The organism is Janthinobacterium sp. LM6 (genome assembly GCF_002002885.1).
Taxonomy (GTDB): domain Bacteria; phylum Pseudomonadota; class Gammaproteobacteria; order Burkholderiales; family Burkholderiaceae_D; genus Janthinobacterium; species Janthinobacterium kumbetense.
The window spans coordinates 6,029,266-6,054,898 of the sequence record NZ_CP019510.1 but is presented as its reverse complement, the minus strand read 5'-3'; the positions used below and the strand labels follow the sequence as shown (position 1 = coordinate 6,054,898).

27 protein-coding genes and 1 tRNA gene are annotated in these 25,633 nt (G+C 61.6%); 12 read left to right on the top strand and 16 right to left on the bottom strand.

The annotated features are described in order from the left end of the window. Window positions 1-155 precede the first annotated feature (155 nt). The 3 genes from BZG29_RS26625 to BZG29_RS28015 form a co-directional block, all read right to left on the bottom strand. Window positions 156-1,574: a mannose-1-phosphate guanylyltransferase/mannose-6-phosphate isomerase gene (locus tag BZG29_RS26625; protein ID WP_077408739.1), complete on the bottom strand. Its 1,419-nt coding sequence runs from the start codon at window positions 1,572-1,574 to the stop codon at window positions 156-158. Window positions 1,575-1,822: 248 nt separating this feature from the next. Beyond that, on the bottom strand, window positions 1,823-2,179 hold the full coding sequence (locus BZG29_RS26620; RefSeq protein ID WP_077408738.1) for a diacylglycerol kinase: 357 nt from the start codon (window positions 2,177-2,179) through the stop codon (window positions 1,823-1,825). A 309-nt stretch (window positions 2,180-2,488) separates the two neighbouring features. Further along, the gene (locus tag BZG29_RS28015) at window positions 2,489-2,749 is read right to left on the bottom strand and encodes a hypothetical protein (protein WP_150131066.1); all 261 of its coding nucleotides are present in this window, start codon (window positions 2,747-2,749) and stop codon (window positions 2,489-2,491) included. A gap of 300 nt (window positions 2,750-3,049) precedes the next feature. Between BZG29_RS28015 and BZG29_RS26615 the strand changes: the two genes are divergently transcribed. The 3 genes from BZG29_RS26615 (at window position 3,050) to galE (ending at window position 5,063) form a co-directional block, all read left to right on the top strand. Beyond that, window positions 3,050-3,123 (top strand) — tRNA-Gly (locus BZG29_RS26615). Window positions 3,124-3,215: 92 nt separating this feature from the next. Continuing rightward, window positions 3,216-3,896: a tRNA (guanosine(46)-N7)-methyltransferase TrmB gene (gene trmB / locus BZG29_RS26610; RefSeq protein ID WP_077408737.1), complete on the top strand. Its 681-nt coding sequence runs from the start codon at window positions 3,216-3,218 to the stop codon at window positions 3,894-3,896. A gap of 147 nt (window positions 3,897-4,043) precedes the next feature. After that, on the top strand, window positions 4,044-5,063 hold the full coding sequence (gene galE, locus BZG29_RS26605) for a UDP-glucose 4-epimerase GalE (RefSeq protein WP_077408736.1): 1,020 nt from the start codon (window positions 4,044-4,046) through the stop codon (window positions 5,061-5,063). A 179-nt stretch (window positions 5,064-5,242) separates the two neighbouring features. Here the strand turns inward: galE and BZG29_RS26600 are convergent, their stop codons facing one another. The 7 genes from BZG29_RS26600 to BZG29_RS26570 all read right to left on the bottom strand — a co-directional run bounded on the left by BZG29_RS26600 (window position 5,243) and on the right by BZG29_RS26570 (window position 12,990). Then, window positions 5,243-6,529 carry a Glu/Leu/Phe/Val dehydrogenase gene (locus BZG29_RS26600; RefSeq protein ID WP_034785857.1) on the bottom strand — a complete coding sequence of 429 codons (1,287 nt, stop codon included), beginning with the start codon at window positions 6,527-6,529 and terminating at the stop codon, window positions 5,243-5,245. A 162-nt stretch (window positions 6,530-6,691) separates the two neighbouring features. Next, on the bottom strand, window positions 6,692-7,669 hold the full coding sequence (locus BZG29_RS26595; RefSeq protein ID WP_077408735.1) for a LysR family transcriptional regulator: 978 nt from the start codon (window positions 7,667-7,669) through the stop codon (window positions 6,692-6,694). 44 nt (window positions 7,670-7,713) lie between these two features. Next, window positions 7,714-8,208, bottom strand: coding sequence for a hypothetical protein (locus tag BZG29_RS26590; protein WP_077408734.1), 495 nt, complete (start codon window positions 8,206-8,208; stop codon window positions 7,714-7,716). Further along, window positions 8,208-10,031, bottom strand: a complete 1,824-nt coding sequence (gene recQ, locus BZG29_RS26585) for a DNA helicase RecQ (RefSeq protein WP_077408733.1) — start codon at window positions 10,029-10,031, stop codon at window positions 8,208-8,210. Before recQ ends, BZG29_RS26590 begins: the two co-directional genes overlap by 1 nt. 6 nt (window positions 10,032-10,037) lie before the next feature. Next, entirely contained in the window at window positions 10,038-10,883 is an 846-nt protein-coding gene (locus tag BZG29_RS26580; RefSeq protein WP_077408732.1) for an undecaprenyl-diphosphate phosphatase, read from the bottom strand. Between the two features lie 155 nt (window positions 10,884-11,038). Beyond that, window positions 11,039-12,187 carry an MFS transporter gene (locus tag BZG29_RS26575; protein WP_077408731.1) on the bottom strand — a complete coding sequence of 383 codons (1,149 nt, stop codon included), beginning with the start codon at window positions 12,185-12,187 and terminating at the stop codon, window positions 11,039-11,041. Between the two features lie 32 nt (window positions 12,188-12,219). Next, on the bottom strand, window positions 12,220-12,990 hold the full coding sequence (locus BZG29_RS26570) for a DeoR/GlpR family DNA-binding transcription regulator (protein WP_077408730.1): 771 nt from the start codon (window positions 12,988-12,990) through the stop codon (window positions 12,220-12,222). Window positions 12,991-13,136: 146 nt separating this feature from the next. On the opposite strand from BZG29_RS26570, the gene BZG29_RS26565 reads away from it, so the two are divergent. Further along, the gene (locus BZG29_RS26565; RefSeq protein WP_077408729.1) at window positions 13,137-13,373 is read left to right on the top strand and encodes a hypothetical protein; all 237 of its coding nucleotides are present in this window, start codon (window positions 13,137-13,139) and stop codon (window positions 13,371-13,373) included. A gap of 24 nt (window positions 13,374-13,397) precedes the next feature. Here the strand turns inward: BZG29_RS26565 and BZG29_RS26560 are convergent, their stop codons facing one another. Both BZG29_RS26560 and BZG29_RS26555 read right to left on the bottom strand, forming a co-directional pair. Beyond that, on the bottom strand, window positions 13,398-13,670 hold the full coding sequence (locus BZG29_RS26560; protein WP_077408728.1) for a YkgJ family cysteine cluster protein: 273 nt from the start codon (window positions 13,668-13,670) through the stop codon (window positions 13,398-13,400). 70 nt (window positions 13,671-13,740) lie between these two features. Beyond that, entirely contained in the window at window positions 13,741-14,610 is an 870-nt protein-coding gene (locus tag BZG29_RS26555) for a head GIN domain-containing protein (protein WP_077408727.1), read from the bottom strand. A 318-nt stretch (window positions 14,611-14,928) separates the two neighbouring features. Here BZG29_RS26555 and BZG29_RS26550 point away from each other — a divergent pair, with 318 nt between their 5' ends. The 4 genes from BZG29_RS26550 (at window position 14,929) to BZG29_RS26535 (ending at window position 18,218) form a co-directional block, all read left to right on the top strand. Beyond that, window positions 14,929-15,579: a TetR/AcrR family transcriptional regulator gene (locus BZG29_RS26550; protein ID WP_077408726.1), complete on the top strand. Its 651-nt coding sequence runs from the start codon at window positions 14,929-14,931 to the stop codon at window positions 15,577-15,579. Window positions 15,580-15,748: 169 nt separating this feature from the next. Further along, the gene (locus tag BZG29_RS26545; protein ID WP_034788761.1) at window positions 15,749-16,399 is read left to right on the top strand and encodes a protein-L-isoaspartate O-methyltransferase; all 651 of its coding nucleotides are present in this window, start codon (window positions 15,749-15,751) and stop codon (window positions 16,397-16,399) included. A 13-nt stretch (window positions 16,400-16,412) separates the two neighbouring features. Continuing rightward, window positions 16,413-16,736 carry a rhodanese-like domain-containing protein gene (locus BZG29_RS26540; RefSeq protein ID WP_034745954.1) on the top strand — a complete coding sequence of 108 codons (324 nt, stop codon included), beginning with the start codon at window positions 16,413-16,415 and terminating at the stop codon, window positions 16,734-16,736. 141 nt (window positions 16,737-16,877) lie between these two features. Continuing rightward, the gene (locus tag BZG29_RS26535; protein ID WP_077408725.1) at window positions 16,878-18,218 is read left to right on the top strand and encodes a TolC family outer membrane protein; all 1,341 of its coding nucleotides are present in this window, start codon (window positions 16,878-16,880) and stop codon (window positions 18,216-18,218) included. Between the two features lie 68 nt (window positions 18,219-18,286). Here BZG29_RS26535 and BZG29_RS26530 read toward each other — a convergent pair whose 3' ends face one another. Continuing rightward, window positions 18,287-18,754, bottom strand: coding sequence for a DMT family transporter (locus BZG29_RS26530; RefSeq protein WP_077408724.1), 468 nt, complete (start codon window positions 18,752-18,754; stop codon window positions 18,287-18,289). A gap of 84 nt (window positions 18,755-18,838) precedes the next feature. Here BZG29_RS26530 and BZG29_RS26525 point away from each other — a divergent pair, with 84 nt between their 5' ends. Further along, window positions 18,839-19,753, top strand: coding sequence for a LysR substrate-binding domain-containing protein (locus tag BZG29_RS26525; RefSeq protein WP_077408723.1), 915 nt, complete (start codon window positions 18,839-18,841; stop codon window positions 19,751-19,753). A gap of 4 nt (window positions 19,754-19,757) precedes the next feature. Here BZG29_RS26525 and gloA read toward each other — a convergent pair whose 3' ends face one another. The 3 genes from gloA to BZG29_RS26510 all read right to left on the bottom strand — a co-directional run bounded on the left by gloA (window position 19,758) and on the right by BZG29_RS26510 (window position 21,075). Next, a complete protein-coding gene (gloA, locus tag BZG29_RS26520) occupies window positions 19,758-20,165 on the bottom strand; it encodes a lactoylglutathione lyase (protein ID WP_077408722.1) in 408 nt (135 codons plus the stop codon). 114 nt (window positions 20,166-20,279) lie between these two features. Continuing rightward, entirely contained in the window at window positions 20,280-20,702 is a 423-nt protein-coding gene (locus tag BZG29_RS26515; protein ID WP_077408721.1) for an OsmC family protein, read from the bottom strand. Between the two features lie 106 nt (window positions 20,703-20,808). Beyond that, entirely contained in the window at window positions 20,809-21,075 is a 267-nt protein-coding gene (locus BZG29_RS26510) for a hypothetical protein (protein WP_077408720.1), read from the bottom strand. A gap of 262 nt (window positions 21,076-21,337) precedes the next feature. Here BZG29_RS26510 and BZG29_RS26505 point away from each other — a divergent pair, with 262 nt between their 5' ends. The 3 genes from BZG29_RS26505 (at window position 21,338) to hemH (ending at window position 25,395) form a co-directional block, all read left to right on the top strand. Next, on the top strand, window positions 21,338-22,297 hold the full coding sequence (locus BZG29_RS26505) for an NAD kinase (RefSeq protein WP_251350094.1): 960 nt from the start codon (window positions 21,338-21,340) through the stop codon (window positions 22,295-22,297). Between the two features lie 48 nt (window positions 22,298-22,345). Then, complete coding sequence (gene recN, locus BZG29_RS26500) at window positions 22,346-24,013, top strand: DNA repair protein RecN (protein ID WP_077408719.1); 1,668 nt, start codon at window positions 22,346-22,348, stop codon at window positions 24,011-24,013. A gap of 272 nt (window positions 24,014-24,285) precedes the next feature. Beyond that, complete coding sequence (gene hemH / locus BZG29_RS26495; protein ID WP_077408718.1) at window positions 24,286-25,395, top strand: ferrochelatase; 1,110 nt, start codon at window positions 24,286-24,288, stop codon at window positions 25,393-25,395. Window positions 25,396-25,633: the final 238 nt, after the last annotated feature.

Sequence of the window (25,633 nt, the reverse complement as noted above, 5' to 3'; positions counted from 1 at the left end):
AGGTGAGGAAATATTTTTCTACCCTGCTGCTGCAATACCATTTTACTTCTTGTACAAAGATGCCTTCGATTGGTTTCATGATGACTTGCTAAACCTTATAAACTTCAGTGTGAATTCTTGCGATGACGACTGCGTGGTCTTGCGTATCTGCTCGGTCAAGCGCGGCCGTAGCGGTCTTCAAAGCGGACAATGTCGTCTTCCCCAAGGTAGCTACCCGATTGAATCTCAATCAATTCCAGCGGTAGCTTGCCTGGGTTGGCCAGGGAGTGGACGACGCCGAGGGGAATATAGGTAGACTGGTTTTCGGTCAGTAAATATTCCTTGTCGCCATTCGTAATCTGGGCCGTGCCGGAGACCACGATCCAATGCTCGGCGCGGTGGTGATGCATTTGCAATGACAGCTTGGCACCAGGCTTGACAGTGATCCGCTTGACCTGGAAGCGCTCGCCATTGCCGATGGAATCATAGGAACCCCACGGACGGAAGACTTCACGGTGCATGGTGGCCTCGGGGCGTTTCCTGTCGACCAATTGCGCGACCATGGTTTTTGTTTTTTGTGCCTGATCCGCATCCATGACCAGCACGGCATCGGCGGTTTCCACGATGACGGTATTGCGCATGCCAATGGCGGTGACCAGACGGCTGGTGCTGTGTACCAGGCAATCGTTGCAATCCTGGATCAGTACATCGCCCTGGGTGCTATTCTGGCCGGCATCCTTGTCCGCCACGTCGAGTACGGCTTTCCAGGAGCCGATATCATTCCAGCCCGCATCGAGGGCGACGGTCGAAGCATGGCTGGTGCGCTCCATGACGGCGTAGTCCACGGCAATATCGGGACTGGCGGCGTAGGCATCCTTGTCCAGGCGAATGAAGTCGAGGTCGCTTTTTGCGGTGCTGATGGCAATGCGGCAAGCTGCCAGAACAGCGGGTTGGAAGCGCGCCAACTCTTCCAGGTAGCGGCTGGCGCGGAACAGGAACATACCGCTGTTCCAGAAGTAGTCGCCGCTGGCGACATATTGTTCCGCGAGCGTCAGGGCCGGCTTTTCCACGAATTCAAGTATGCGTTGGACTTGCCCGCTTGCAGTGCCCTCGGCGCGAATATAGCCGTATCCTGTCTCTGGTCCCGTTGGCGTGATGCCGAAAGTCAGCAACTGACCTGCCTCTGCAGCAGTACGCGCCAGCGCAATGGCGCGATGGAAGACCGGGGTATCCAGAATGACGTGGTCCGAGGGCAGCACCAGCAGGAGCGGATCCTCGCCATTCTCCATCGCATGCAAGGCTGCCGAGGCGATTGCTGGAGCCGTATTGCGGCGCATGGGTTCAAGCAGCATGCGGCTATTTGCCAGACCGATCTCACGCACTTGCTCCGCGACAACAAAACGCGAGGATTCGTTGCATACCAGTAGTGCTGGCGACACGGTGTCGATGCCCGCCAGGCGCTGCAGCGTTTGTTGCAGCATGCTGCCCTGAGTGGACAAGCGCAGAAACTGCTTCGGGAACGCCTCTCGCGACAGCGGCCATAAACGTGTGCCGGAACCACCACAAAGAATTACCGGTACGAGGGGAATAGTCATTTATGCTTCAACTTAAATTTAATATTGGGTAGAGCTGAGTATTTAGTTATTCGACATGCATTAAAACTTGTCCGGCTTGCCGCGCTCGTATGTGGCGGCGCACGCACTGGAAAAAATCCATATTGCCAATAGGGGCAATGCTTTAATAAATTACAGGAATCTTTGTATTTTCTTCCTACTCTATGGAGTCGGATAGGCAGGTAATTTAGCGCGTCCTGTATTGTAGTTTGCTACCCTGGTATTCCTACTTAGCACGCAACGTTTTCAATCAAAAAAGCAACAAACACGCATACCGCCGTCATGCTGAGGAGCAACACTGCTCCTGCTGCGCAGTCCTTGGTAATCTTGATGTTCGGATGTAGGGTTGGATGGAGGTGATCGATCAGGTGCTCCAACGCGGTGTTGAACAATTCCGCGGCCAGAACCATGCCGCAATTAAGCAATAGCAAGGCCCACCATATCAAGGGAGGTCGGAACCAACAAAGTACAATGATCACCATCAGAGCAGCCAGGCATTGCAGGCGAAAGCTCGATTCCAGGCGGAGGGCAGCGCTTATGCCTTGCAGGGCAAATCCCAAGCGCTTGAAGAAAGGCTGGTTCTTCATGGTAACTGAAGCGATGGCGCCGGATATTTTACTGACATGAAGGCGGATCTCTCAATGAATAGATGAGGATCGCAGGCATGGCCATACGATATGACATCATTCGTCCACAGCAGAAAGACTGGTGCCAATCTTTTTGATGTTTGATAAAAAGTAAAAAAGCCCGTTTTCAAATGAAAAGGGCTTTTATTGCAATATTTAACATATTTTACATATTTTAGTATGTCAACTATTGCGGTACCAGGCCTTCACCTTTTGCTCGATGTCAAGCTGCAGGGGGGACCTACCTGTCGCTGCCTGGGCAGCCAGGTATTAATGGTGGGTTGGGGTCGTGTGCGCGGTGGTCGAATCCGAGCTTGCTGCACCGGCCACAACGGCAACTGCTGCGCCGATTGCGATCAGGGCGCTCGTGCTCAGGCCGGCAACAGTGCCGCCGGCGGCAGCGCCGGTAGCGCCAGCTGCTGGTGCCGCTGCTGGTGGAACAGGTGCTCCGCCAACTGGTGCCGTCGTTTGAGCCATGGCTTGTGCGGAAGCGAAGCACAGGATTGCCGAAGCGATCAGAATTTTCTTCATGGGATATCCTTTTAGGTTGAACAGCGGGAATGCTAAACTGTCACGCGATTGTAGCAACATTTGTCCTGGTAGTCAGTGTCACACCGTTCGCGACGACAATAATTTGTTTTATTTTAGCCGTATACCAGGCCATTCACCGTGCCTGGCCACCCTCAATGTTGTTCTCTATCAACAAAAACGCTGGCATGGCGATGCGGCCGTATTGGTTTTTTTGTTCATTGTCGTGAGAATTCCTGATGAATTCGAAAGCGCCGCACAAGTTTGCCAAGTCCTCGCCATCCCGCGTAAAATGCAGGCTTCGCGGGTGTAGCTCAATGGTAGAGCAGAAGCTTCCCAAGCTTACGACGAGGGTTCGATTCCCTTCACCCGCTCCATTTTTCGCTGGCGCCTGGCTGGATGCGGCGCGGCCACTTATTTCTCCATTCCCATGTCTTCTGATACCCCAGCAAACGGCCCGGCGCGGCCGATGATGTACGATCCGACCGAACACCGCATCCGCAGTTTCGTGACCCGCGCGGGACGGCTTTCCGTGGCGCAGGCGCGCGCGCTCGAGACTCTGGGGCCGCAGTTTCTGTTGCCTTTCGCCAAGGAGTCGTTGGATTTCGAGCAGGTGTTCGGCCGCAAGGCGCCCGTCATCCTGGAAATCGGCTTCGGTATGGGCGCGACGACCGCGCATATCGCCAAGGCCATGCCGGAGAAGGATTTCATCGGCGTCGAAGTGCATACGCCCGGTGTCGGCAGCCTGCTGAAGCTGATCGGTGAAGAGTCGCTGACGAATCTGCGCCTGCTGCAGCACGATGCGGTGGAAGTGCTCACGCACATGATTCCCGCCAATTCGCTGGCCGGTATCCACGTGTTCTTCCCCGATCCATGGCACAAGGCGCGCCATAACAAGCGCCGCCTGATCCAGCCGCCGTTCGTCAAACAATTGACCGATCGCCTGGCGCCGGGCGGCTATCTGCATTGCGCCACCGATTGGGAGGATTACGCGGTGCAAATGCTGGAAGTGCTGGGCGCCGAGCCGCAGTTGCACAATAGCGCCGATGGCTATGCGCCGCAGCCGGCGTATCGTCCTCTGACCAAGTTTGAAAACCGTGGCTTGAAGCTGGGCCATGGCGTGTGGGATCTGGTGTTCATCAAGAAATAACCTGGCGGTTTGCCTACCTGTGCCGTTTGCACGAGAACAAGCCTGCCGCGGCGACGCCGCAGGCTTTTTTAACGCGCACGCTAGCGCGCTAGCTAGGCAGGGCGGGCGAATTACGGTAGTCTTATCTTTTTTGCATTGATTGATATTATGTCCAAGAAAATACTCGTGACCGGCGCATCCGGTTTCATCGGTTCGCATACCTGTGTCGAATTGCTGGCTGCCGGCTTTGAAGTCGTCGCGGTGGATAATCTGTGCAATAGCGCGCGCGAAGCGATGGCGCGCGTGGAGCGCATTTCCGGCAAAAGCATGCCCTTCTATGTAGCGGACGTGCGCGACCGCGCGGCCATGGCCGCCGTCTTGCGCGAGCATGCCATCGATGCCGTGATCCATTTCGCGGGCTTGAAGGCTGTGGGCGAATCCGTGGCGCAGCCGCTGATGTATATGGACAACAATGTCACGGGCACCGTGGCCTTGCTGGAAGTGCTGGCGGCGGCGAACGTGAAGCGTTTTGTGTTCAGCTCGTCGGCCACCGTGTATGGCGACCCGGAGGCCTTGCCGATTCTGGAAACGTCGCGCCTGTCCGTGACCAATCCCTACGGCCGCTCGAAGCTGATGGTCGAGCAGATCCTGGCCGATCTCGTGCATGCCGATGCACAGTGGCAAGTTGGCGTGTTGCGCTACTTCAATCCGGTAGGTGCGCATGCCAGCGGCTTGATCGGTGAAGATCCGGCCGGCATCCCGAACAACCTGATGCCGTTCATCGCCCAGGTGGCCGTGGGCCGCCGCGAACGCCTGGCCGTCTTCGGCAACGATTACGCCACGCCCGACGGCACGGGCGTGCGCGACTACATCCACGTGGTCGACCTGGCGCTGGGCCACGTGGCCGCGTTGAACCGCCTGTTTGCCACCGAGGGCGGCTTTACCGTCAACCTGGGCACGGGCCATGGCTACAGCGTGCTCGACACCGTGCGTGCCTTCGAGGCCGCCAGCGGCCGCCAGGTACCGTACGACATCGTGCCGCGCCGCCCGGGCGACATCGCCAGCTGCTACGCTTCGGCCGACAAGGCGAAGGAGTTGCTTGGCTGGCAAGCACAGAAAAACATCAACGACATGTGCCGCGACCACTGGCGCTGGCAGCACCAGAACCCGCAAGGCTATTCAGCCTGAAGCAAAGCCGGCACGCACAAAAAAATCCCGCTCACATAACAGTATGGCGGGATTTTTCTTTAGAGCGCCAACAACCCAATGGCGCCTGAAAAATGCCCAGGGCTAGGCGCAAAGCCGAAGACAGTACGCAAGTACGGCGAGGCGAAGCAACAACGCCATGGGCTTTTTTCAGGCAGCCATTATGGATACAGGCCGCGCACTTCGCGAGCTTGCAGGACGCGCGTACATGCCAGGATGAAGGTCGCGGTACGCATCGACACTTTCTTCTCTTGCGACACTTGCCATACGGCGTCGAACGCTTCGCGCATGATGCGGGTCAGGCGGCTGTTGATCTCTTCTTCCGTCCAGAAGAAGCTCGAGAAGTTCTGCGCCCACTCGAAGTAGCTGACGGTCACGCCGCCGGCGTTGGCCAGCACGTCCGGCACGATCAAGACGCCGCGGTCGGTCAGGATGTCGTCCGCTGCCGGCAGGGTCGGTCCGTTGGCGCCTTCCAGAATGATCTTGGCGCGGATGACTTGTGCGCGTTCGGCCGTGATCTGCTGTTCCAGCGCGGCCGGGATCAGGATGTCGCAATCGATGCCCCAGAAATCTTCGCGTGGCACGAATGCCTCGGCGCCCGGGAAGCCTTCGACGCTGCCCACTTCGGCCACGTGTGCCAGCAACTGCGGGATGTTCAAGCCGCCGGCGTGCACGACGGTGGTCTTGTGGTCTTGCACCGCCACGACTTTCGAGCCGGCTTCAGCGAACATGCGTGCAGCGACGCCGCCCACGTTGCCGAAACCTTGCACGATGACTTTCGCGCCTTCGAGCGACATGCCGACCTTGGCGGCCGCATCGCAACCGACGACGAACACGCCGCGGCCCGTCGCATCGCGGCGGCCCAGGCTGCCGCCCAGCGAGATTGGTTTGCCCGTCACCACGCCGGTCGACATATTGCCGCCGATCATGGCGTAGCTGTCCATCATCCACGCCATGACTTGCTCATTCGTGTTGACGTCCGGCGCCGGGATATCCTTGTTCGGTCCGATGATCATGCTGATCTCGCTCGTGTAGCGGCGGGTCAGGCGTTGCAGTTCGTTGCGCGACAGGGTCTTCGGATCGACACGGATACCGCCCTTGGCGCCGCCGTATGGCACGTTGACCGCGGCATTCTTGACCGTCATCCAGGCCGACAGGGCCATTACTTCCGACAGGGTCACGTCCTGGTGGAAGCGCACGCCGCCCTTGCCCGGGCCGCGCGACAGGTTGTGCTGCACGCGGTAGCCTTCGTAGTGGGCAATGGTGCCGTCATCGCGCTCGATAGGCACGTCGACCGTCAGGATGCGCTTTGGACGCTTCAGCGTTTCCACCCAGCGCGACAGGTTGCCCAGGTACGGCGTAACGCGGTCGATCTGCTCGAGGTAGACGCCCCATGGGCCAAGGTCTTCAGGATTCAGGTAGGAAGGAAGTGCGTGCTTGCTGGTCATGCTTGATAAGCTCCTGGACAATACGAATACGTTAGAGGCACAGCCGAGATGCAGCTGCGCGCAGCGGAACCGCATCGTAGGCGATAGCCTCATGCCCCGGCCAATGCTTTGTGCGCATCCGGTTATGCATTTATTGCATAGTTGTGTTGCCAGGATTGCCAGTCAGGACTGGGGGGCCTCGGTGGCGCGTTTGCGGCGCTTGCCCATGCGCGCCTTGCCATCCTGCGACTGCACCAGGTATTGCCACAGGCTTTCGACGATCTGCTTGCCGGGACGCAGGCTCGATGGCCGTTCGCGGTACAAACGGATTTCCAGCTCGATTTCCCAGCCTGGCGCGCCGCCGTCGGCGCGCGCCAGGTGTTTGTATTTGACGTCGCGCATGACGGCCGATTCGGGCAGGAAGGCGATGCCGCGGCCTTCCAGCGCCATCATCTTCAATCCTTCGGCCATGTCCGTTTCGTAGCAGGTTTCCAGGAACAGCGGCGCCTTGGCGTCGGCCACCAGCAGTTCCACCATGCGTCCCAGGTAGGCGTTGCTGGTGTAGGAGAGGAAGGGCAGCGGCTCCTTGGCGCTGCCGGGCAGGACGAAGTCCGGCACCTTGTCCTGGCCGCAGCGCGCATAGGCGCGCAGGGTTTCGCGGCCCATCACCAGCATGTCGTAGCGGCCCGGGTCCAGCTGCACCGGCTGGCGCGGATGGTGATAGCACAGCAGCAGGTCGCAGCCGCCATCGACCAGCTGCAGCACGGCGTCGTGCACGTTCAGGGCCATCAGACGGCTGTTGATCGGCGCAAAGCCTTCTTCCAGGGCCGTCAGCCATTTCGGCATGAAGGTCAGCGACAAGGTGTGCGGCACGGCGAAATCGACGCTCGTCTGCGTGGCCGCCCGCTTGCCGCGCAACAGGGCGCGCACGCCGTTGATCTGCCCCAGCATTTCCAGCGCCTGCTCGTAAAACACGGCGCCGGCCGGCGTCAGGCGCGTGGGATACGAGGTGCGGTCGACCAGGTCGATGCCGAGCCAGTTTTCCAGCGACTGGATGCGCCGCGAGAATGCTGGCTGAGTGACGTGGCGCAGGGCTGCGGAACGGCTGAAGTTATGCGTTTCAGCGAGCGAGATGAAGTCTTCCAGCCATTTGGTTTCCATCGCGGCAGCATTCCGTTATCAAGGGCAGAGGCAAGGTGAAGTGGTCAGGGCGTATCGGGCGATGCCGCCGGCTGGTACAGGGCGGCGGGCAGGCCAAAGAAGGATGGCGGGCCCAGGGTCGTGCCATCGAGCGAGCCGCCCGCGTTCAGGGCCTTGTTGATGGCCGACAGCAGGGAGCTGCGGTCGGCGAGATTTTTTATCAGGGCGCGCGGGCCGTTGTGGAAGGTATGCTGGGCGATGTCCGCAGCGACGACAAAGATCGGCTCGCGGCGCAGGGGAAACTCCACCCATTCGCCGTCCTCGTCCTGGGCGCAGAAGGTATGGGGCAGGGTCATGTTTTCGGCGCCGGGCAGGTGCGACGCCAGCACCAGGCCGAAGGCTTCCGGCACCACGTCGGTCAGGCGGCGCACGGTGAGATCGTCCTGCACCAGTAACCGTACTTGCGCTTCCACCGCGTCTTCGGCGTCGGGCTGGGCGCCGAGAATTTTCACGGCCTGATAGATCAGGTCGGACGAGAGTGCTTCCATCAAATCTTGCATCAAATCATCTCCAGGATCATGGCGACGATTTCGTCGCCGTACGAGGCCAGTTTTTTCTCGCCCACGCCGCTCACGCCGCGCATCTGCTCGAGCGAGGTGGGTTTGGCCTTGGCGATTTCGCGCAGGGTGGCGTCGACAAAAATGACGTAGGCCGGCACGTTGTGCGTGCGCGCCGTCTCCACGCGCCACCAGCGCAGCTTGTCGAAGATCGCCTGTTCGCTGGTCGACAAATCCGTCTCGACATAGCCCTTCGTCACACTGGTGCTGCGCTTGCTGGTTTTCACCGGTTTCTGGTACTGACGCAGCTGCACTTTCTGGCCGCCCTTGAGCACGGGGCGCGAGGCATCCGTCAGTTTCAGCGAGCTGTATTGTTCATGGTCGACCGAGACGAGGCCCAGTGCGATGGCCTGGCGCAGAATCGATTTCCACTCCGCTTCGCCCAGGTCCGAGCCGATGCCGAAGACGGACAGTGCATCGTGGTGCCAGGTCTTGATGCGTTCCGATTCCACGCCGCGCAGCACGTCGATCACGTGGCCGCCGGCGAAGCGCTGGTCGACGCGGTAGATGGCCGACAGCAGTTTTTGCACGGGCACCGTGCCGTCGAACGACACGGGCGGCACCAGGCAGGTGTCGCAATTGCCGCACGGCGAAGCCGGTTCGCCGAAGTATTCGAGCAATCGCATGCGGCGGCAGCTGAGCGTTTCGCACAGGCCCAGCATGGCGTCGAGTTTGACGCCCAGCACGCGCTTGAAGGTGTCGTCCGCTTCGGATTCGTCGATCATGCGCCGCTGCAGCACCACATCCTGCAAGCCGTACGCCATCCAGGCGTTGGCGGCCATGCCGTCGCGGCCCGCGCGCCCCGTTTCCTGGTAATAGCCCTCGATGCTTTTCGGCAGATCCAGGTGGGCGACGAAACGCACGTCGGGCTTGTCGATGCCCATGCCGAAGGCGATGGTGGCGACCATGACGATGTTTTCTTCGCGCAGGAAGCGCGCCTGGTTGGCGCTGCGCTTGGCGTATTCCATGCCCGCATGATAGGGCAGGGCGCGGATGCCGCTCTGGTTCAGGAATTCCGCCGTTTCCTCGACTTTTTTACGCGACAGGCAGTAGACGATGCCGCAGTCGCCCGTGTGTTCCGTGTTGATGAAGTCGAGCAGCTGCTTGCGGCCATTCGCCTTTTCCACGATCTGGTAGCGGATGTTCGGGCGGTCGAAGGACGAGACGAACTGGCGCGCGTCTTCCAGCTGCAAACGCAGCGCGATTTCGGCGCGCGTCTGCGGGTCGGCCGTGGCCGTGAGCGCGATGCGCGGCACGTCCGGGAACTGCTCGTGCAGCACCGACAGCTTGATGTATTCGGGACGGAAGTCGTGGCCCCACTGGGCCACGCAGTGCGCCTCGTCGATGGCGAACAGGGAGATCTTCGAGGCCTGGAACAGGTCCAGGCAGCGCTGCGTCATCAGGCGTTCTGGCGCCACGTAGACGACGTCGATGCCGCCCGTGCGCACCAGGCGTTCGATGCGGCTCGCTTCTTCGTAGGTTTGCGTGGAATTGAGGAAGGCGGCGCGCACGCCGACTTCCTCCAGCGCGTCCACCTGGTCCTGCATCAGCGCGATCAATGGCGACACGACGACGCCGACGCCGTCGCGCAGCAGCGCGGGAATCTGGTAGCACAGCGACTTGCCGCCGCCCGTGGGCATCAGCACCAGCGCGTCGCCGCCATGGCTGACGTGGTCGACGATGTCGGCTTGCTGGCCGCGGAAGGCCGGGTAGCCGAAAACGGTCTGCAGCAGGTGCAGCGCGCGCTGGTTAAGATCTTGATTCATAGTGCCTTATTCTGCCCAAACAACCCAGCCGTAGTGGGCGCTGGCCAACACCAGCAAGCCGAACACAATGCGGTACCAGGCAAAAAACGTGAAGTCGTGCGAGCTGATATAGCGCAGCAGCCAGCGCACGCACAGGAAGGCGGAAATGAAGGCGGCCACGGTACCCAGGCCAAACAGGGGCACGTCGGTGGCCGACAGGATGTCGCGCGCTTTGTACAGCGAGTAGAAGGTGGCCGCGAACAAGGTCGGGATGGCCAGGAAGAACGAGAATTCGGTGGCTGTCTTGCGCGACAGGCCCAGCAGCATGCCGCCGATGATGGTCGAGCCGGAACGGCTGGTGCCGGGGATCAGCGCAAATGCCTGCGCGCAGCCCACTTTCAGGGCGTCGAACGGCGTCATTTCATCGACCGAGTTGACGCGCACGGTGACGGGGTTGATGCGCGCGCGGCGCTCCACCAGCAAGATGATGATGCCGCCGATGATGAAGGCCATGGCAACCGGTACTGGCTTGAACAGCGCATGCTTGATCATCTTGCCGATGGCCAGGCCGATGACGGCCAGCGGAATGAAGGCGATGGCCACGTTCAGCACGAATTTGCGCGACTTGACTTCGGTGCCGAAGGTGGACAGCACGCTGCCGATGCGCTGGCGGTATTCCCAGCACACGGCCAGGATGGCGCCGGCCTGGATGGCGATCTCGAAGACATCCATGACTTCTTTCGAGACATCCTTGGTAAAGTCGAGCAGGCTGCCGGCCAGGATCAGATGTCCCGTGGACGAAATCGGCAAGAATTCGGTAAAACCTTCGACCAGCCCCATGATGATGGCTTTTAACGCAAGAATGAGATCCATAGATGTATAAACGGGTATAAGTGACAGGATGGGGTGACCGCGTGGCGCCGGCAATGTGCGCGGGGTCGAAGCTTACCATGCCGCAGGCCCGCGAACCTTATTTGGGCGCAGTTGGGCGGCGCTTTTTTAGCGCCGTCCGCCAGGCAGGGGAGGGATCAGGATACTTGTTTTGCCGGCGCCACCAGGCGCGCGCTGGCCGCCACCAGCAGCAGGGCGGCGCCCAGCATGGCGAAGGCGATATTCAGGCTGGTGGCGTGGGCGACAAAGCCAATCACGGCCGGGCCGGCCAGGATGCCCGCGTAGCCGATGGTGGTGATGGCCGCCACCGCCAGGCTGGCCGGCATGGCATGCTGGTTGCCTGCCGCCGTGAACAGGATGGGCACGATATTCGCCGCGCCCAGGCCGATCAGCACGAAGCCAAGCATGGCCAGACTGGCATGCGGTGCCAGCACGGCCAGGAAGAAGCCTGCCGCCGCGCACAATCCGCCAAAAGTGAGCACACGCTTTCCGCCAAAGCGGCTGACTACCTTGTCGCCGGTGAAGCGGCCCACCGTCATGGCGATGGCGAAGGCGGCGTAGCCGAGGCCGCCCTTGGCTTCTTCCACGCCGCGCGTGGTGGTGAGGAACAGGGCGCTCCAGTCGAGGATGGCGCCTTCGGCCAGGAAGACGATAAAGCACAACAGGCCAATGAAAATGACGGCGCCATGCGGCATGACGAACAGCGGCGTCTTTTCGCCGGAGGCGGAGGCGGTCGGCAACAGATGGCCTTGCGCCGCACCCAGCACGCCGCACAGCAGCAGCATTACCACCACGCACGACCAGGCCGGCGTCAGGCCCAGCCACAGCAGCAAGGCCATGCAAGCCGCGCCGGCAAAGCCGCCCACGCTGAACAGCGCATGAAAGCCCGACATCATGGCGCCGCCGTTGGCCTTTTCGATGATCACGGCCTGGATGTTGATGGCCACGTCAAACGTGCCCATGGCCGCGCCGAACACCAGCAGCACCAGGCCCAGCTGCAGCGGCGTGGCGGCCAGCGCCAAGCCGGGCAGGATGGCGGTCAGGAGCAGGCCGGCGCCGCAGATGACCTTGCGGCAGCCGAAGCGTGCCGTGAGCATGCCCGTAAACGGCATCGCGCACAGCGAGCCGGCGCCCAGGCACAGCAGCAAAATGCCGAGGGTGGCTTCATCGAGGCCCAGGCGCGATTTGGCGTAGGGGACCAGCGGGGCCCAGGCGGCCATGCCGAGGCCGGCGGCGAAGAAGACCAGGCGCGTGGCGCGTTGTTGCAGGGTGCCGGTGAGATGCATGGGGGAACTTTTCAAAGGTCGGGTGGATAACATCAGGCGCGGGCGCGCAATACTTGCACGCCCAGCCGTTCAAAGGCGGCCAGGTGGGCAGCGTCGGCATCGGCTTCCAGCACCAGGTGCTGCAGCAAGCCGGTGGCCAGCACGCCAAAGGGCGCGGCGGTACCCAGCTTGTCGCTGGTGACGGCCACGACCACGGCCTTGCTGGCGCCGGCGATGCTGCGCTTGAACTCGGCCTCGTCGTAGTTGAACGCCGTCACGCCCGCGTCCGCATCGGCGCCGCAGGCGCCGAGGAAGCACAGGTCGGGATGCATGCGCTCGACCGTGCGCAAGGCCTGCGGGCCCAGGCTGGCGCCGGCGCGCCGGTCGACCCTGCCGCCAGCCATGATCAGCTCGATTTCCGGGCGTTCCATCAGCGCCATGGCAATGGCTGGCGCATTGGTGATGACAGTGAGCGCTAACTCTGGCAAGGTGCTGGCGATGGCGAGGTTGGTTGAACCCGCATCGAAAAACAGCACCTGACCCGCGCGCACGAGGGAGACGGCGGCCTGCGCCAGACGCGCCTTGCGTTCCGGCGCTTCCTGCTTGCGCTGGCTCAAGGTGCCGCCATCCGGCGCCAGCGGCAGGGCGCCGCCATACACGCGCTGGCACAGGCCGGCCGCCGCCATCTCGCGCAGGTCGCGCCGTATCGTATCTTCGGACACGTCAAGCTGGCGCGCCAGATCCAGCGCCAGCACCCTGCCATCGGCGTGCAATTGTTGCTGGATCAGCGCGTGGCGTTGTTTGAGGAGCAGGGTGGCGGACATGGGTTTTTTCTAAAACGTGCAGGAATGCGCATGAATATACGCAAACGTGCAAAGCGAGTCAAGTGTACGCAGGTTTCCGTCAGATATTGCCGAAAAGATATAAATTCTGTTAGTGTTGTAAAAAATGGAATGAAATAAGGGAAGCCATGTTTTCAAGTACCTCTTTCAAGGCAAGCTTGCCGGGCCGCGCCCTGCGCCGCAGTGGATGGTTGATCCTGGGCATGATGATCGTGTTGAATGCGCTGCATTGGATGCGTCATGGCACGCTGGGCTGGAGCGATGCACGCGATTCCGTGTGCCTGCTGCTGATCTATCTGGGGATTGCCACCTTGCTGGAATACAAGCGGCAGCGCGACGCCGAGGAAGCGGAAGACGCGCGCTAAGCGCGATGCAAGCAGGGACGCCGCTCAGGGCGCCGTCAGCCGTTCCAACTCCGCCAGCCAGTGCACCGCGTGTTCGCGGCTGTTGCCGCACATCTCCGCGGATGGCTGCAAGCCGCCGCAAAACGCGGGCCGTTCCGGCTGGCCAAAGATCTTGCAACGGTTGTCATCGGCCAGCTGCACGCAGCGCACGCCCGCCGGTTTCCCCTCCGGCATGCCAGGAATCGGGCTGGTGATGGACGGTGCGGTGCAGCAGGCGCCGCACGAAGGACGGCATGCCAGGGTGGCAGATGGTGACATGGGAGTTCAGACGGGCGGGTGAGGAGCCGACAGTATAGCAAGCCGGCTCCCGCGTGTTGCCCGGGCGCGTTCAGCGCACGATGCTGACGCGCTTGCCCGACAAAGTGCGGCGGGCCGGATCGCCATGCACGGTGATGCGGCCGGAACCGCTGGCGCGGGCGTTGACTTCATTCTGGACGCTGACGTCGATGTCGCCGGAGCCGTTGCTCGCCAGATAGGCAACGTCGCTGCGCAGCGACGCCAGGTTGACATCACCCGAGCCATTCACGTTGGCGTCGAGGCGCTGCACGGCGCCGTTGGCGCTGATGCTGCCCGAGCCGTTGACGGCCACGTTGATGCGTTCGCCGTGCACGCTGCCCAGCTGGATGCTGCCGGAACCGTTCTGCACCGCGTCCGTGTTGCCGCTGGCGAGGGCCGCCGCATTGATGCTGCCCGAGCCATTGTTGGCCACGTCGAAGCGTCCCGTCGTGCCCGACAATTCGCTCTTCATCGACCCGCGCTGTTCCAGGCTGAAATCGTCGCCATTCAGGCCGCTGACCACCAGGCGGCCGGAGCCGGAGATGTTGATTTTCCTCAATTGCGGTGTCGTATAGATGACGTGGATGCCATTGCTGCTGCGAATGTTCGTGTCGCTCCACAGGCGCAGCGTGTTGCCGTTCACGTCGCTATGGATCAGCGGTTGCAGATTGCTGTCCGCTTCGATCACCAGCGATGCCGTCGGGCCGACGCGCACGTCGATCTTGATGTCGATGCGCTTCATATTGTCGATGTCGAGCGCGCTGATGTTGCTGACCTGGCGCACGTCGCGGCTCACTTGCCCGTTGCCCTGGATGACATTGCTGCTGGAATCGGCATAGCGCACTTCGCCATCGTTGGGGTTGATGACGATGGCGCAACCGCCAAGGGCAACGGCACAGCACAGGGCCAGCAAGGTACGCATGGTGTTTCCTTTATGATTGTTTTAGTTCGGGACAAGAAAAAAGCCGGCTGCCGCGCCGCGGCTGCCGTGCTGTCGATGAGAAGATAGCAAAGCGGTGCGCTGGCTTGCATGGAAATGCGACGAACTGCGCAAAACGCGGGGTGAAACGCATTCTGCTTCACCTGGCGCCGCAGGTCCGGCGGCAGTGGAGGTGTCGCCAACGCCGGCACGCAGCGTACAATACCCGTGTTCGGCGTGCCGGGCGGTGCCCCGCGCTTGACCTTGCCCATAGACAGGGCTACTATTAATGACTCAAAAGTAAGTTACTTGGAAAGACACATGCAAGCCCCGATTGATACCAAGCCCCGCTGGGAGCGGCGCAAGGATGCCCGCCCGCAGGAGTTGCTCGCCGCCGCCCTCGACCTGTTTGTCGAACGGGGCTTCGCATCGACGCGCCTGGAGGATGTGGCCAAGCGGGCCGGCGTGTCGAAAGGCACCCTGTACCTGTACTTTGAGAACAAGCAAGAGCTGTTCAAGGCCGTGGTGCGCGACAATATCGTGCATTCCATCGGCGAGGCGGAAGACAGCATGGCCGCCTCGGACAGCAGTAGTGCCGAGTTATTGCGCAGCATGATGATGCAATGGTGGGAAGAATTCGGCGCCACCAAGCTGGCCGGTTTGACCAAGCTGATGCTGGCCGAAGCGAACAACTTCCCGGAACTGGCGCAGTTTTACAACGAAGAGGTGGTCACGCGCGGCAATGCGCTGATCGCCACCTTGCTGGAACGGGGCATGCAGCGCGGCGAATTTCGCCAGGTCGATCCCGTGCTGGTCAGCACCATCCTCAGCGCGCCCGTCACCATGCTGATGATGTGGACGCACTCCTTCCTGCCGTGCGAGGTCAAGAACATCGATCCCGTCGCCTACATGGATGCCTTTATCGACATGAGTTTGCGCAGCTTGCAGGTGGAGGCGCCCGGGAAAAGTTGATATGCGGAGCTTGCCTCTACCGTTCAGTTGCCCCTTTTCCAAGGTTCGCCCCCCCAAATCTGCAGATCGTCGCAAATTTCCTCCATTCCCCGCCTTTATGGTTAACATGTGCTTTCAGCCAGTTCAACGATAAAATGGCGGATTATTACTTCACTTACCGAGTCCAAAGATGAATATCGAACAAGCCCGCTTCAATATGATCGAACAGCAGATCCGTCCATGGGACGTACTGGATATCGACGTATTGGAGCTGTTGAACGTGGTCAAGCGTGAAGATTTCGTGCCGGCCGCCTATAAAAACCTGGCCTTCGTCGATACCGAAATTCCACTGGGCGGTGGCGAATGCATGTTGACGCCGAAGCTGGAAGCGCGCATTTTGCAAGACGTAGCCGTCAAAAAGCATGAAAATGTGCTGGAAATCGGCACCGGCAGCGGCTACATGGCCGCGTTGCTGGCGCACAAGGCACGTCATGTAACGAGCGTGGAAATCGTTCCCCAATTGAAAACCCTGGCCGAGCAGACCCTGGCCGCCAACGGTGTGACGAACGTCACCGTGGAACTGGGCGACGGCGCGCAAGGCTGGAGCAAGGGCGCACCGTATGACGTAATCGTCGTGTCCGGCGCCCTGGCCGTGTTGCCGGAAGCACTGTTGCAACAAGTGAAAGTCGGCGGACGCATCCTGGCCATCATCGGCGAAGCGCCGATCATGTCGGCGCACCTGATCACGCGCAGCTCGGACAAGGCCTACGACACGCGCAAGCTGTTTGAAACCAATGTCACGCCGCTGCAAGCCGTGGCACCGTCGCATTTCCAGTTCTGAGGCGACCGATTCGATGGAGCATTTGAGTGCACCGCAGCTGGCCGCCTGGCTGGCTGACCCTTCCCGCCCGCGCCCCTTGTTGCTGGACGTGCGGGAACAGTGGGAGTTCGACCTGTGCCACCTCGACGGTGCCACCCTGATGCAGATGAATTCGATTCCTGCGCGCATCGATGACCTCGATGAAGACGCCGAGATCGTCTGCATCTGCCATCACGGCATGCGCAGCATGCAAGTGGCAGCCTTCCTGGAGCGCAATGGTTTTGGCAAGATCAGTAATTTGACGGGCGGCGTGCATGCCTGGGCGCTGCAAGTCGACAGCGCGATGCCTAAATACTAAGTTATTTTGCAGTAGATGCACCCAGGCATGTTTTCCTGCATGCCTGCGGAGGCCTGTACCCCGCTCACCCGGCGGGCGCAAGGCAAGCGGTAGCAGATTTTTGATTCCATCAACTTTTGACGACTCCAACGGAGAAATGCAATGCGGAAACCCCTTATCGCCGTGCTGATGACCAGCGCCTTTGTCTCGATGACATACTCGCTGCAAGCGCAGGCGGCCGATCTCATCCAGGTGTACCAGCAGGCGCTGGCCAATGACGCGCAGTACGCCAGCGCGCGCGCGGCCCTGTCGGCCGGGATGGAGCGGGTTCCGCAGGGGCTGGCAGGCTTGCTGCCGCAAATCTCCGCCTCGGGCAGCAATACGCGCGGCAATCAGGAGCAAATCGTCCAGAACAATGGCGGCAACAAGATCACCTCGCCGTCCGTGAACGTGCGCACGAATGCCTACAATTTGACACTGGCGCAACCGCTGTTCCGCTGGGACCGCTGGGAAACCTATCAGCAAAGCAAGCTGGCGCAGGCGATTGCCGAAGCGCAATTTGCGCAAGTGCAGCAAGACCTGATCACCCGCGTGGCGCAGGCGTATTTCGACGTGCTGAGCGCGCAGGACAACCTGGGCGCCACGCAGGCGCAAAAGGTCGCCACGACGGAGCAACTGGCATCGGCCAAGCGCAACTTCGAAGTGGGCACGCAAACGATTACCGATACGCACGAAGCGCAAGCGGCCTACGACCTGGTGGTGGCGCAGGAATTTGCCGCCATCAATGACCTGGCCAACAAGCGCAGCGCCTTGCAAACCATCATCGGCGAAGCGCCGACCACCCTGGCACCGATGCGCACGGGCGTGGTCATCAGCGCGCCCGAACCGGCTGCCGTCGAGCCGTGGGTGTCGTCCGCCGAAGAACAGAACTACGGCGTCGTCACGGCCCAGTTCAACGTGGAATCGGCCAAGCGCGACATCGGCCGCAACCGCGCCGGCCACTACCCGACCGTGGACCTGATCGCCAACGCAGGCCATACCTATTCCTCGGGCGGCGGCAATGGCAACGGCAATAACAATAATGCCATCGGCGTGCAGTGGAGCATCCCGATCTTCAGCGGCTTTGCCGTCACCAGCAAGGTACGCGAATCGATCGCGCTGGAAAACAAGGCCCGCAACGACCTGGAAACGGCACGCCGCACGGCCTCGCAAGGCGCGCGCCAGGCTTTCCTGGGCGTCAATAGCGGCCTGGCGCAAGTCAAGGCGCTGGAAGCGGCGGAAGTGTCGAGCAAATCGGCGCTGGAGTCGAACCAGCTCGGCTATCAAGTGGGCGTGCGCATCAATATCGACGTCTTGAATGCGCAGAAACAATTGTTCTCGACACAAAAAGACCTGTCGAAAGCCCGCTACGACACCATCATGAACGGCTTGCGCCTGAAGGCGGCGGCCGGCACCTTGAAGGAAACGGACTTGATGCCCGTCAATGCCTTGCTGGACAAGTAATCCAGTATTGCGCACGATCAAAACCAGCCCCGGCGACGGCGCTGGTTTTTTTTCGTCTTGCCGTGTTATCACACGGCGCGGTTGTTGGCCACTTGCGTCAGGATCACGCCCGCCACCACCAGCCCTGCACCGGCCCAGTGCAGCGGAGAAATATGCTTCACGGCAAAGCCCAGCAAGCCGTAGCGGTCGATGGCCAGCGCGGCCAGCATTTGCCCGCCGATGACGGCGGCCATGAAGGGACCGGACCCCATGCGCGGCGCCAGCATCAGCGCGGCCGTAATATAAAACACGCCGGCCGCGCCGCCCAGCCAGGACCAGCCCGGTCCGCGCATGGCGAGCTGGACATCGGGCGCCGGCACCCGCCAGAGCAGCATCACCAGTGAAGCGAGCACGGCGCTGACGGCCAGCGAGGCAATGGTCGCCCACAGCGGGTGGCCCAGGTTGCGGCCCAGCGCGGCATTTGCGCCCGCCTGGAAGGGGACGACGGCGCCGGCCAGCATGGCCAGCGGGGCAAACAAGGTGATCCATCCGTTCATGTATGACTCCCTGCGTGTTGAGTTGATGGAGTCATCGTATTATGCTGTCATGATTAAATCCAATTCGTAGTTTGTCATCCAACTATGCATCAAACGAATAATCTGCGCGCCGTCGATTTGAACTTGCTGGTGATCCTGGATGCGCTGCTCAGCGAGCGCCATTTGTCGCGCGCGGCTGAACGGTTACATATGAGCCAGCCTGCCGTCAGCCATGCGCTGGCTCGCTTGCGCCACCTGCTCGGCGACGCGCTGCTACTGCGCGGCAAGGGCGGCTTCCAGCCGACGGCGCGCGCGCTGGCATTGGCGCGGCCCTTGGCCGAAGCCCTGCAAAGCGTGCGTTCCGTGCTGGGCGGCGCCGTCTTCGAGGCGGCCACGGCGCAGCGCGTGTTTCGTCTGGCCATGTCGGATTACGGCGCGGCCTTGCTCTTGCCCGCTTTGCTGCGGCGCTTGCGCGTGGAAGCACCGGGCATCGACCTGGCTGTCAGCTACGCCAGCCGTCCGGCCGTGATCGCTGGCGTGCAGGATGGCGAGATCGACCTGGCGCTCGGTGTATTCCCGCAACTGCCCGAGCAGTTACACAGAGAAACTTTATTTGAGGAAACGTTTGCGTGCGCGCTCGATCCGGCCAGCCTGGCGGCCGGTGAAGTGTTGAGCCTGGACACCTACCTGGCGCGCCCCCATGTGCTGGTGGCATCCAGCGAAGGCGGCATGGCTGCCGAAGTCGACGCGGCCCTGGCCCAGCTGGGACAGACGCGCCGCATCGCCGTGCGTGTGCCGTACTGGACGGTCGCACCGGCTGTCGTGATGGGGACGGATTTGATCCTGACGGTGGCGCGGCGCACCTTGCAGGGCAGTGCGGCGCAAGAGCTGGCGCAGTACGCTGCACCGTTTGCCATCGCGCCGTTTGCGTTTGAAGTGATACGGCACCGCCGCACGGACGGCGATGCGGGCATCGCCTGGCTGCGCGCGGCCATTGCACAGGCCGCCGAGCCAGGCTGAGGTATTACAGGCCGCCGCCCGGGCCGTCGAACTTGCGCTCGATCAATTCGATCTTGTAGCCGTCCGGGTCGGTGATGAAGGCGATGACGGTATTGCCGCCTTTCACGGGGCCCGGTTCGCGCGTGACATTGCCGCCATTTGCGCGTGCCGCGTCGCACGCGGCGACAATGTCGTCGGCCGAGATGGCGATGTGGCCATACGCCGTGCCCAGCTCGTAGCTGGTGGTGCCGTAGTTATACGTCAGTTCCAGTTCCGCATGGTCGGGATTCGCGCCATAGCCGACGAAGGCCAGGGTGTACTGGTATTCCGGGTTGTCGCTGGTGCGCAGCAATTTCATGCCCAGGACCTTGGTGTAAAAATCGATGGAGCGCTGCAGGTCGCCGACCCGTAACATGGTGTGCAAAATACGCATCGTAAATCCTTGAGGATGATAGGGGAATGGCAGGATTTTATGCGTTTTACGGCTTTCTTGCCGAGGCCGCCCCTGCCGTCCGGTGATGGGACGGCAGCGGACGGCATGCCGGCATTACTCCAGATGGGCATCCAGGGTGATTTCCGTGGCCAGCAATTTGGACACGGGGCAGCCGAGCTTGGCGCGCAGGGCCGCGTCCTGGAACACTTCGTCGGTGGCGCCGGGGATGGTGGCCACGAGGGTCAGGTGCACGGCCGTGATGGCATAGCTGCCGTCGATTTTTTCCAGGCTGACGTCGGCCGTGGTTTTCAGGGCCGTGGCGCGCAAGCCCGCCTCGCCCAGCTGGCCGGACAGGGCCATGGTGAAGCAGGCCGCATGGGCGGCACCGATGAGTTCTTCCGGATTGCTGCCGGGACCGTCTTCGAAGCGTGTGTTGAAGCCATAGGCTATGTTGTCGAGCGCGCCGCTTTGGGTGGAAATAAACCCTTTGCCATCTTTAAGGCCGCCACTCCAGACGGCTGATCCTGTTTTTTTCATGATGTACTCCTTGCGTGGTTCGAGCGTTCATCATGCGCGCCGGGGCTTGCCGCTTCCGTTCGTTGCGTCACACTGCGGGAGCATGCGCGGCCCACGACGGTTCGACTCAGCGTGCCTTCTTTGGTTCCAGTTCTGCGTCGGGACGCGCCTGTTTCGGTTCGGCCGGCTTGACCTTTTCCACGCCGGGCTGGGCACGCCGATCCGTATCGACCAGGCCTTGCTCCAGGTCGCTGGCCGCCTGCTGCATGATTTTGCGCGGGCGTACGTTTTGCGCATCGGGCGATTCGTCGCGCTCGTGCGGCAGGCGGTCGACGCCGTCATTCCTGACTTTTTCCTCGGTATTGATCTTGCGTTCGCTTGACTGGGTAGCCATATGGCCTCCTGACAGTAAAAATGACGTGCAATCAGTGTCCTGCCGCGCCGGGCCGCCCGCAAGCGGATTTGTCCGGGCAGGGAGCGCTGGCGCACGCATGGACGATTCTTTTTCTGCGCTACACTGCGTGCAACACCAAGAACGCCCCTTGCAGGCACGCGGCAGCCGCACTATACTGTGCATATATACAGTATTATGCGATGCCGGCGTGCGATGCGACAGCCTGGGGCGGTTTGCCACCGAATTCACTACCGAGACTCTTATGCCCGTCGATACACACGCCGAACAGCCAGCCGCGACCTTGCCAGCCCCGGGCGAGCGCTTCAACCTGGGTGCCAAGACCATCGCCCTGGTCGTGCGCCAGAATACGGATGGCATTGCCGAGCCCGTGAAAAGCATCGTCGATTTCCTGCAAGTGCTGGGCCACACGGTGGTGTTTGAGGCGGAGACGGCCGCGCACCTGAACCTGGCGTTTCCAGGCGTGCGCGCCATGTCGCCGGCCGAGATCGGCGCCGCCGCCGATTGCGCCATCGTCATGGGCGGCGACGGCACCATGCTGGGCATTGCGCGCCAGCTGGCGCCATTCGACGTACCCTTGATCGGTATCAATCAAGGGCGTTTGGGTTTCATGACGGATATTCCGCTCGAGCGTATGCTGCCTGTATTGGCGCAAATCCTCGGCGGTCGCTTCAAGGCCGAACGCCGTACCTTGCTTGAAGGCAGCGTACTGCGCGATGGCGTATCGATCCACGTGGGCATGGCCGTCAACGATGTCGTCGTTTCGCGCGGCGGCGGCGCCGGCATGGCCGAATTGCGTGTCGAGGTCGACGGCCACTTCATGTACAACCAGCGGTCGGATGGCTTGATCATTTCCACGCCCACGGGCTCGACCGCGTACTCGCTGTCGGCCGGCGGCCCCTTGCTGCACCCGACCCTGGGCGGCATCGTGCTCGTGCCGATCGCCCCGCATGCGCTGTCGAACCGTCCCATCGTCTTGCCCGACTCCAGCCAGATCGTGGTGGAAATCGTGCGCGGACGCGATATCAGCGTCAATTTCGACATGCAGACCTTTGCCAGCCTGGTCCAGCAAGACCGCATCCTCATCCGCCGTTCGCCGCACACGATTACCTTCCTGCATCCGGAAGGGTGGAGTTACTACAACACCCTGCGTGAAAAATTGCACTGGAATGAGTACCCGTCGGGCGAGGGCAAGCTCAGCTAATAAGTTTCCCTATCTCAACCCGCGGTGCGCCGCCTAACCACTGAAGCCATGCTCCATACACTGTCCATTCGCGATTTTGTCATTGTCGATACCATTGAACTGGAATTTTCCGCCGGCTTCAGCGTGCTGACGGGCGAGACGGGCGCCGGCAAGTCCATCCTCATCGATGCGCTGACACTGGCGCTGGGCGGGCGCGGCGACGCCAGCGTGGTGCGCGAAGGCGCGGCCAAGGCCGACATCACGGCCGATTTTTCCGTCAGCGAGGTTGCGCAGGCCTGGCTGGTGGCCAATGAGTTCGCCAACGACGAGGGCGGCGCCCTGTTGCGCCGCGTGATCGATAACGCGGGCCGCTCGAAGGCGTATATCAACGGCATCCCCGCCACGGCCGCGCAGCTGCGCGAGCTGGGCGACATGCTGGTCGACATCCACGGCCAGCATGCGCACCAATCCTTGCTGAAAAGCGAGGCGCAGCGCGCCTTGCTCGACGGCCAGGCGACGGCGCGCGAAATGGGCGCGGAGCAGGATGCGCGGCAAGTGGCGGCGTTGCACAAGCGCTGGCGCGCCCTCGTGCGCCAGCGCGAGGAATTCGAAACCAACGCCGCCAACGTGCTGTACGAGCGCGAACGCCTGGAATGGCAAGTGGGAGAATTGGAAAAACTGGCCGCCAAGCCCGGTGAATGGACGGAGATCACGAACGAGCACAGCCGCCTGTCGCACGCTGCCAGCCTGCTGGAAGGGGCGCAGGAAGCCTTGTCCATCATTTCTGAACAGGAAGACCATCCGATCGTGTCGCAACTGTCGGCCCTGAACCAGAAGCTGGGCAAGCTGGTGTCCGTCGATGCGGAATTGCAACCGATTGTCGACCTGATCGAATCGTCGCGCATTCAATTGCAGGAATCCGTGTACGCGCTGAACAATTACCTGGACCGGGTCGAACTGGACCCGGAGCGCCTGCACCAGCTCGACGCGCGCATGGAAGCCATGCACAGCACGGCCCGCAAATTCCGCGTCACGCCCGAAGAATTGCCCGAGGAACACGCGAAGCTGTCGGAAAAGCTGCAGCACCTGGCGGACGCATCCGATATCGAAGGCTTGCTGCGCCAGGAAGCCAAGATCGAGGCGGAATACCGCAGCGTGGCCGAGCGCTTGTCCGCCACGCGGCGCGCCGCCGCCCTGGAACTGGGGCACGCCGTCACGCGCGCCATGCAGGAACTGAGCATGACGGGCGGCAGCTTTGAAATCGCCCTGCACCCGTGCGTACCGGCCGCGCATGGCCTGGAGCAAGTGGAATTCCTCGTCGCCGGCCATGCGGGCACGGCGCCCCGCTCGCTGGCGAAAGTGGCGTCCGGCGGCGAACTGGCGCGCATCGCGCTGGCCATCTCCGTCATCACCTCGCACGCCACCACCACGCCGACCCTGATCTTCGACGAGGTCGACAGCGGCATCGGCGGCGCCGTCGCCGAAGTGGTGGGGCGTTTGTTGAAACGCCTGGGGCAGGGACGGCAAGTGCTGTGCGTGACCCACTTGCCGCAAGTGGCCAGCCAGGCGAATCAGCATTTCCAGGTGGCAAAAAGCACCCTGGACAATGGCAAGACGGCGTCGCGCATCGATATGCTCGACGCCAAGGCCAGGGTGGAAGAAGTGGCGCGCATGCTGGGCGGCCTGGAAATCACGGCCACCACGCGCAAGCATGCACGCGAGTTGCTGGCTATCTAGTACACCTAACCAAACCTACTGCGCGTCGCGGGTCGCGGCCAGCGATGCTCACTGCCTCGGCGGCCCCGTGCTTCGCACAGCTGCGCTTCTCAGACCAACGGGGGCGCCGAGCCTCGCTGCCGCTCGCTACGGTTTTGTTAGGCGTTGTTAGCGTAAGCCGGTCTGGTGAGAATGGCAGTTAGCCTTATGCCGTTCCTTTCCATCTTTCCCAATGTTGACGCAATGTAACTATAATGGTCGGCTAATCCATCCAACGCCTTCGAAGAGCTTTCATGTCATTTCAAACAGAACCGCCGTACACGCATGGCCGTATCGACCGCAGCGCCGTGGTGCTGGTCAACCTGGGCACGCCCGATGCGCCGACCTCGTCGGCCGTGCGGCGCTACCTGAAGCAATTTTTGTCCGACCCGCGCGTGGTGGAGATTCCCCGCCTGGTCTGGTGGTTCATCCTGAACCTGATCATTTTGCCCTTCCGCTCCGGCCAGTCTGCCAAAAAATACGCGTCGATCTGGACGCGCGACGGTTCGCCCCTGAAAGTGCACACGCAAAAGCAGGCGAAATTGCTGGCCGGCGCCCTGGCCGAGCGGGGCCACGATGGCGTCACGGTGGCCATGGCCATGCGCTACGGTTCGCCTTCCCTGCCCGAAGTGCTGGCCAGGCTGAAAAGTGAAGGCTGCGAGCGCATCGCCATCCTGCCTGCCTATCCGCAATACTCGGGCACGACGACGGGTTCCATCTACGACGCCGTGTTTGCCCATTACGCCACGGTGCGCAATGTGCCGGAATTGCGCTTTATCAAGCAGTATCACGAGCACGACACGTACATCGACGCCTTGCGCGATTCCGTGCTGAATCATTGGGAAGCGCATGGCCGTCCCGAAAAACTGGTGATGAGTTTTCATGGCGTGCCCAAGCGCACCTTGCTGCTGGGTGATCCCTACCACTGCCAATGCCTGAAAACGGCGCGCTTGCTGGCGGAAAAGTTGAAGTTAAGCAAAGATCAATACGTGGTGACTTTCCAGTCGCGCTTTGGCAAGGCCGAATGGCTGCAGCCGTACACGGCACCCACCCTCGTGGCGCTGGCGCAACAGGGCGTCAAGCGCGTCGACCTGCTGTGTCCGGGCTTTACCAGCGATTGCCTGGAAACCCTGGAAGAGATCGCCATGGAAGCCAAGCATGATTTCGAGACGGCCGGCGGCCAGCAGTTTCATTACATCGCTTGCCTGAACGAAACGCCAGCCTGGATCGCGGGCCTGGCGGAAATTGCGGAACAGCACATGATTGGCTGGCCGACGATGAAGACGGCGGCGCAGCGCGAAGCGGACAAGAAGGCGGGCGAGCAGGCGCGCACGGCGGCCCTGGCCCTGGGCGCGCCGAATTAAGCTGTCGCTGCCGGTATCAAATATCATCAAGAAAGCCGCGCTTGCGCGGCTTTGTCATGTCTGGCGCAGCCAAGGGGTTTTCCAAATAGCAACACCGCCAGTGGCGATGGCCGCGGCGGGACTGGTAGAATGCCCGCTTTGCCGTGGGAAGCCTGGGAAATCAAGGGGGGCGCGCACGGATCGCTGGCCGAAATGGGAAGTGCTTTGTAATAAGCTGTAACATGGATCGATGTAATTC

Coding starts and splice junctions, on each gene's coding strand:
- BZG29_RS26625 (WP_077408739.1), bottom strand. CDS start 1,574: ATGACTATTCCCCTCGTACCGGTAATTCTTTGTGGTGGTTCCGGCACA.
- BZG29_RS26620 (WP_077408738.1), bottom strand. CDS start 2,179: ATGAAGAACCAGCCTTTCTTCAAGCGCTTGGGATTTGCCCTGCAAGGC.
- BZG29_RS28015 (WP_150131066.1), bottom strand. CDS start 2,749: ATGAAGAAAATTCTGATCGCTTCGGCAATCCTGTGCTTCGCTTCCGCA.
- trmB (WP_077408737.1), top strand. CDS start 3,216: ATGATGTACGATCCGACCGAACACCGCATCCGCAGTTTCGTGACCCGC.
- galE (WP_077408736.1), top strand. CDS start 4,044: ATGTCCAAGAAAATACTCGTGACCGGCGCATCCGGTTTCATCGGTTCG.
- BZG29_RS26600 (WP_034785857.1), bottom strand. CDS start 6,529: ATGACCAGCAAGCACGCACTTCCTTCCTACCTGAATCCTGAAGACCTT.
- BZG29_RS26595 (WP_077408735.1), bottom strand. CDS start 7,669: ATGGAAACCAAATGGCTGGAAGACTTCATCTCGCTCGCTGAAACGCAT.
- BZG29_RS26590 (WP_077408734.1), bottom strand. CDS start 8,208: ATGCAAGATTTGATGGAAGCACTCTCGTCCGACCTGATCTATCAGGCC.
- recQ (WP_077408733.1), bottom strand. CDS start 10,031: ATGAATCAAGATCTTAACCAGCGCGCGCTGCACCTGCTGCAGACCGTT.
- BZG29_RS26580 (WP_077408732.1), bottom strand. CDS start 10,883: ATGGATCTCATTCTTGCGTTAAAAGCCATCATCATGGGGCTGGTCGAA.
- BZG29_RS26575 (WP_077408731.1), bottom strand. CDS start 12,187: ATGCATCTCACCGGCACCCTGCAACAACGCGCCACGCGCCTGGTCTTC.
- BZG29_RS26570 (WP_077408730.1), bottom strand. CDS start 12,990: ATGTCCGCCACCCTGCTCCTCAAACAACGCCACGCGCTGATCCAGCAA.
- BZG29_RS26565 (WP_077408729.1), top strand. CDS start 13,137: ATGTTTTCAAGTACCTCTTTCAAGGCAAGCTTGCCGGGCCGCGCCCTG.
- BZG29_RS26560 (WP_077408728.1), bottom strand. CDS start 13,670: ATGTCACCATCTGCCACCCTGGCATGCCGTCCTTCGTGCGGCGCCTGC.
- BZG29_RS26555 (WP_077408727.1), bottom strand. CDS start 14,610: ATGCGTACCTTGCTGGCCCTGTGCTGTGCCGTTGCCCTTGGCGGTTGC.
- BZG29_RS26550 (WP_077408726.1), top strand. CDS start 14,929: ATGCAAGCCCCGATTGATACCAAGCCCCGCTGGGAGCGGCGCAAGGAT.
- BZG29_RS26545 (WP_034788761.1), top strand. CDS start 15,749: ATGAATATCGAACAAGCCCGCTTCAATATGATCGAACAGCAGATCCGT.
- BZG29_RS26540 (WP_034745954.1), top strand. CDS start 16,413: ATGGAGCATTTGAGTGCACCGCAGCTGGCCGCCTGGCTGGCTGACCCT.
- BZG29_RS26535 (WP_077408725.1), top strand. CDS start 16,878: ATGCGGAAACCCCTTATCGCCGTGCTGATGACCAGCGCCTTTGTCTCG.
- BZG29_RS26530 (WP_077408724.1), bottom strand. CDS start 18,754: ATGAACGGATGGATCACCTTGTTTGCCCCGCTGGCCATGCTGGCCGGC.
- BZG29_RS26525 (WP_077408723.1), top strand. CDS start 18,839: ATGCATCAAACGAATAATCTGCGCGCCGTCGATTTGAACTTGCTGGTG.
- gloA (WP_077408722.1), bottom strand. CDS start 20,165: ATGCGTATTTTGCACACCATGTTACGGGTCGGCGACCTGCAGCGCTCC.
- BZG29_RS26515 (WP_077408721.1), bottom strand. CDS start 20,702: ATGAAAAAAACAGGATCAGCCGTCTGGAGTGGCGGCCTTAAAGATGGC.
- BZG29_RS26510 (WP_077408720.1), bottom strand. CDS start 21,075: ATGGCTACCCAGTCAAGCGAACGCAAGATCAATACCGAGGAAAAAGTC.
- BZG29_RS26505 (WP_251350094.1), top strand. CDS start 21,338: ATGCCCGTCGATACACACGCCGAACAGCCAGCCGCGACCTTGCCAGCC.
- recN (WP_077408719.1), top strand. CDS start 22,346: ATGCTCCATACACTGTCCATTCGCGATTTTGTCATTGTCGATACCATT.
- hemH (WP_077408718.1), top strand. CDS start 24,286: ATGTCATTTCAAACAGAACCGCCGTACACGCATGGCCGTATCGACCGC.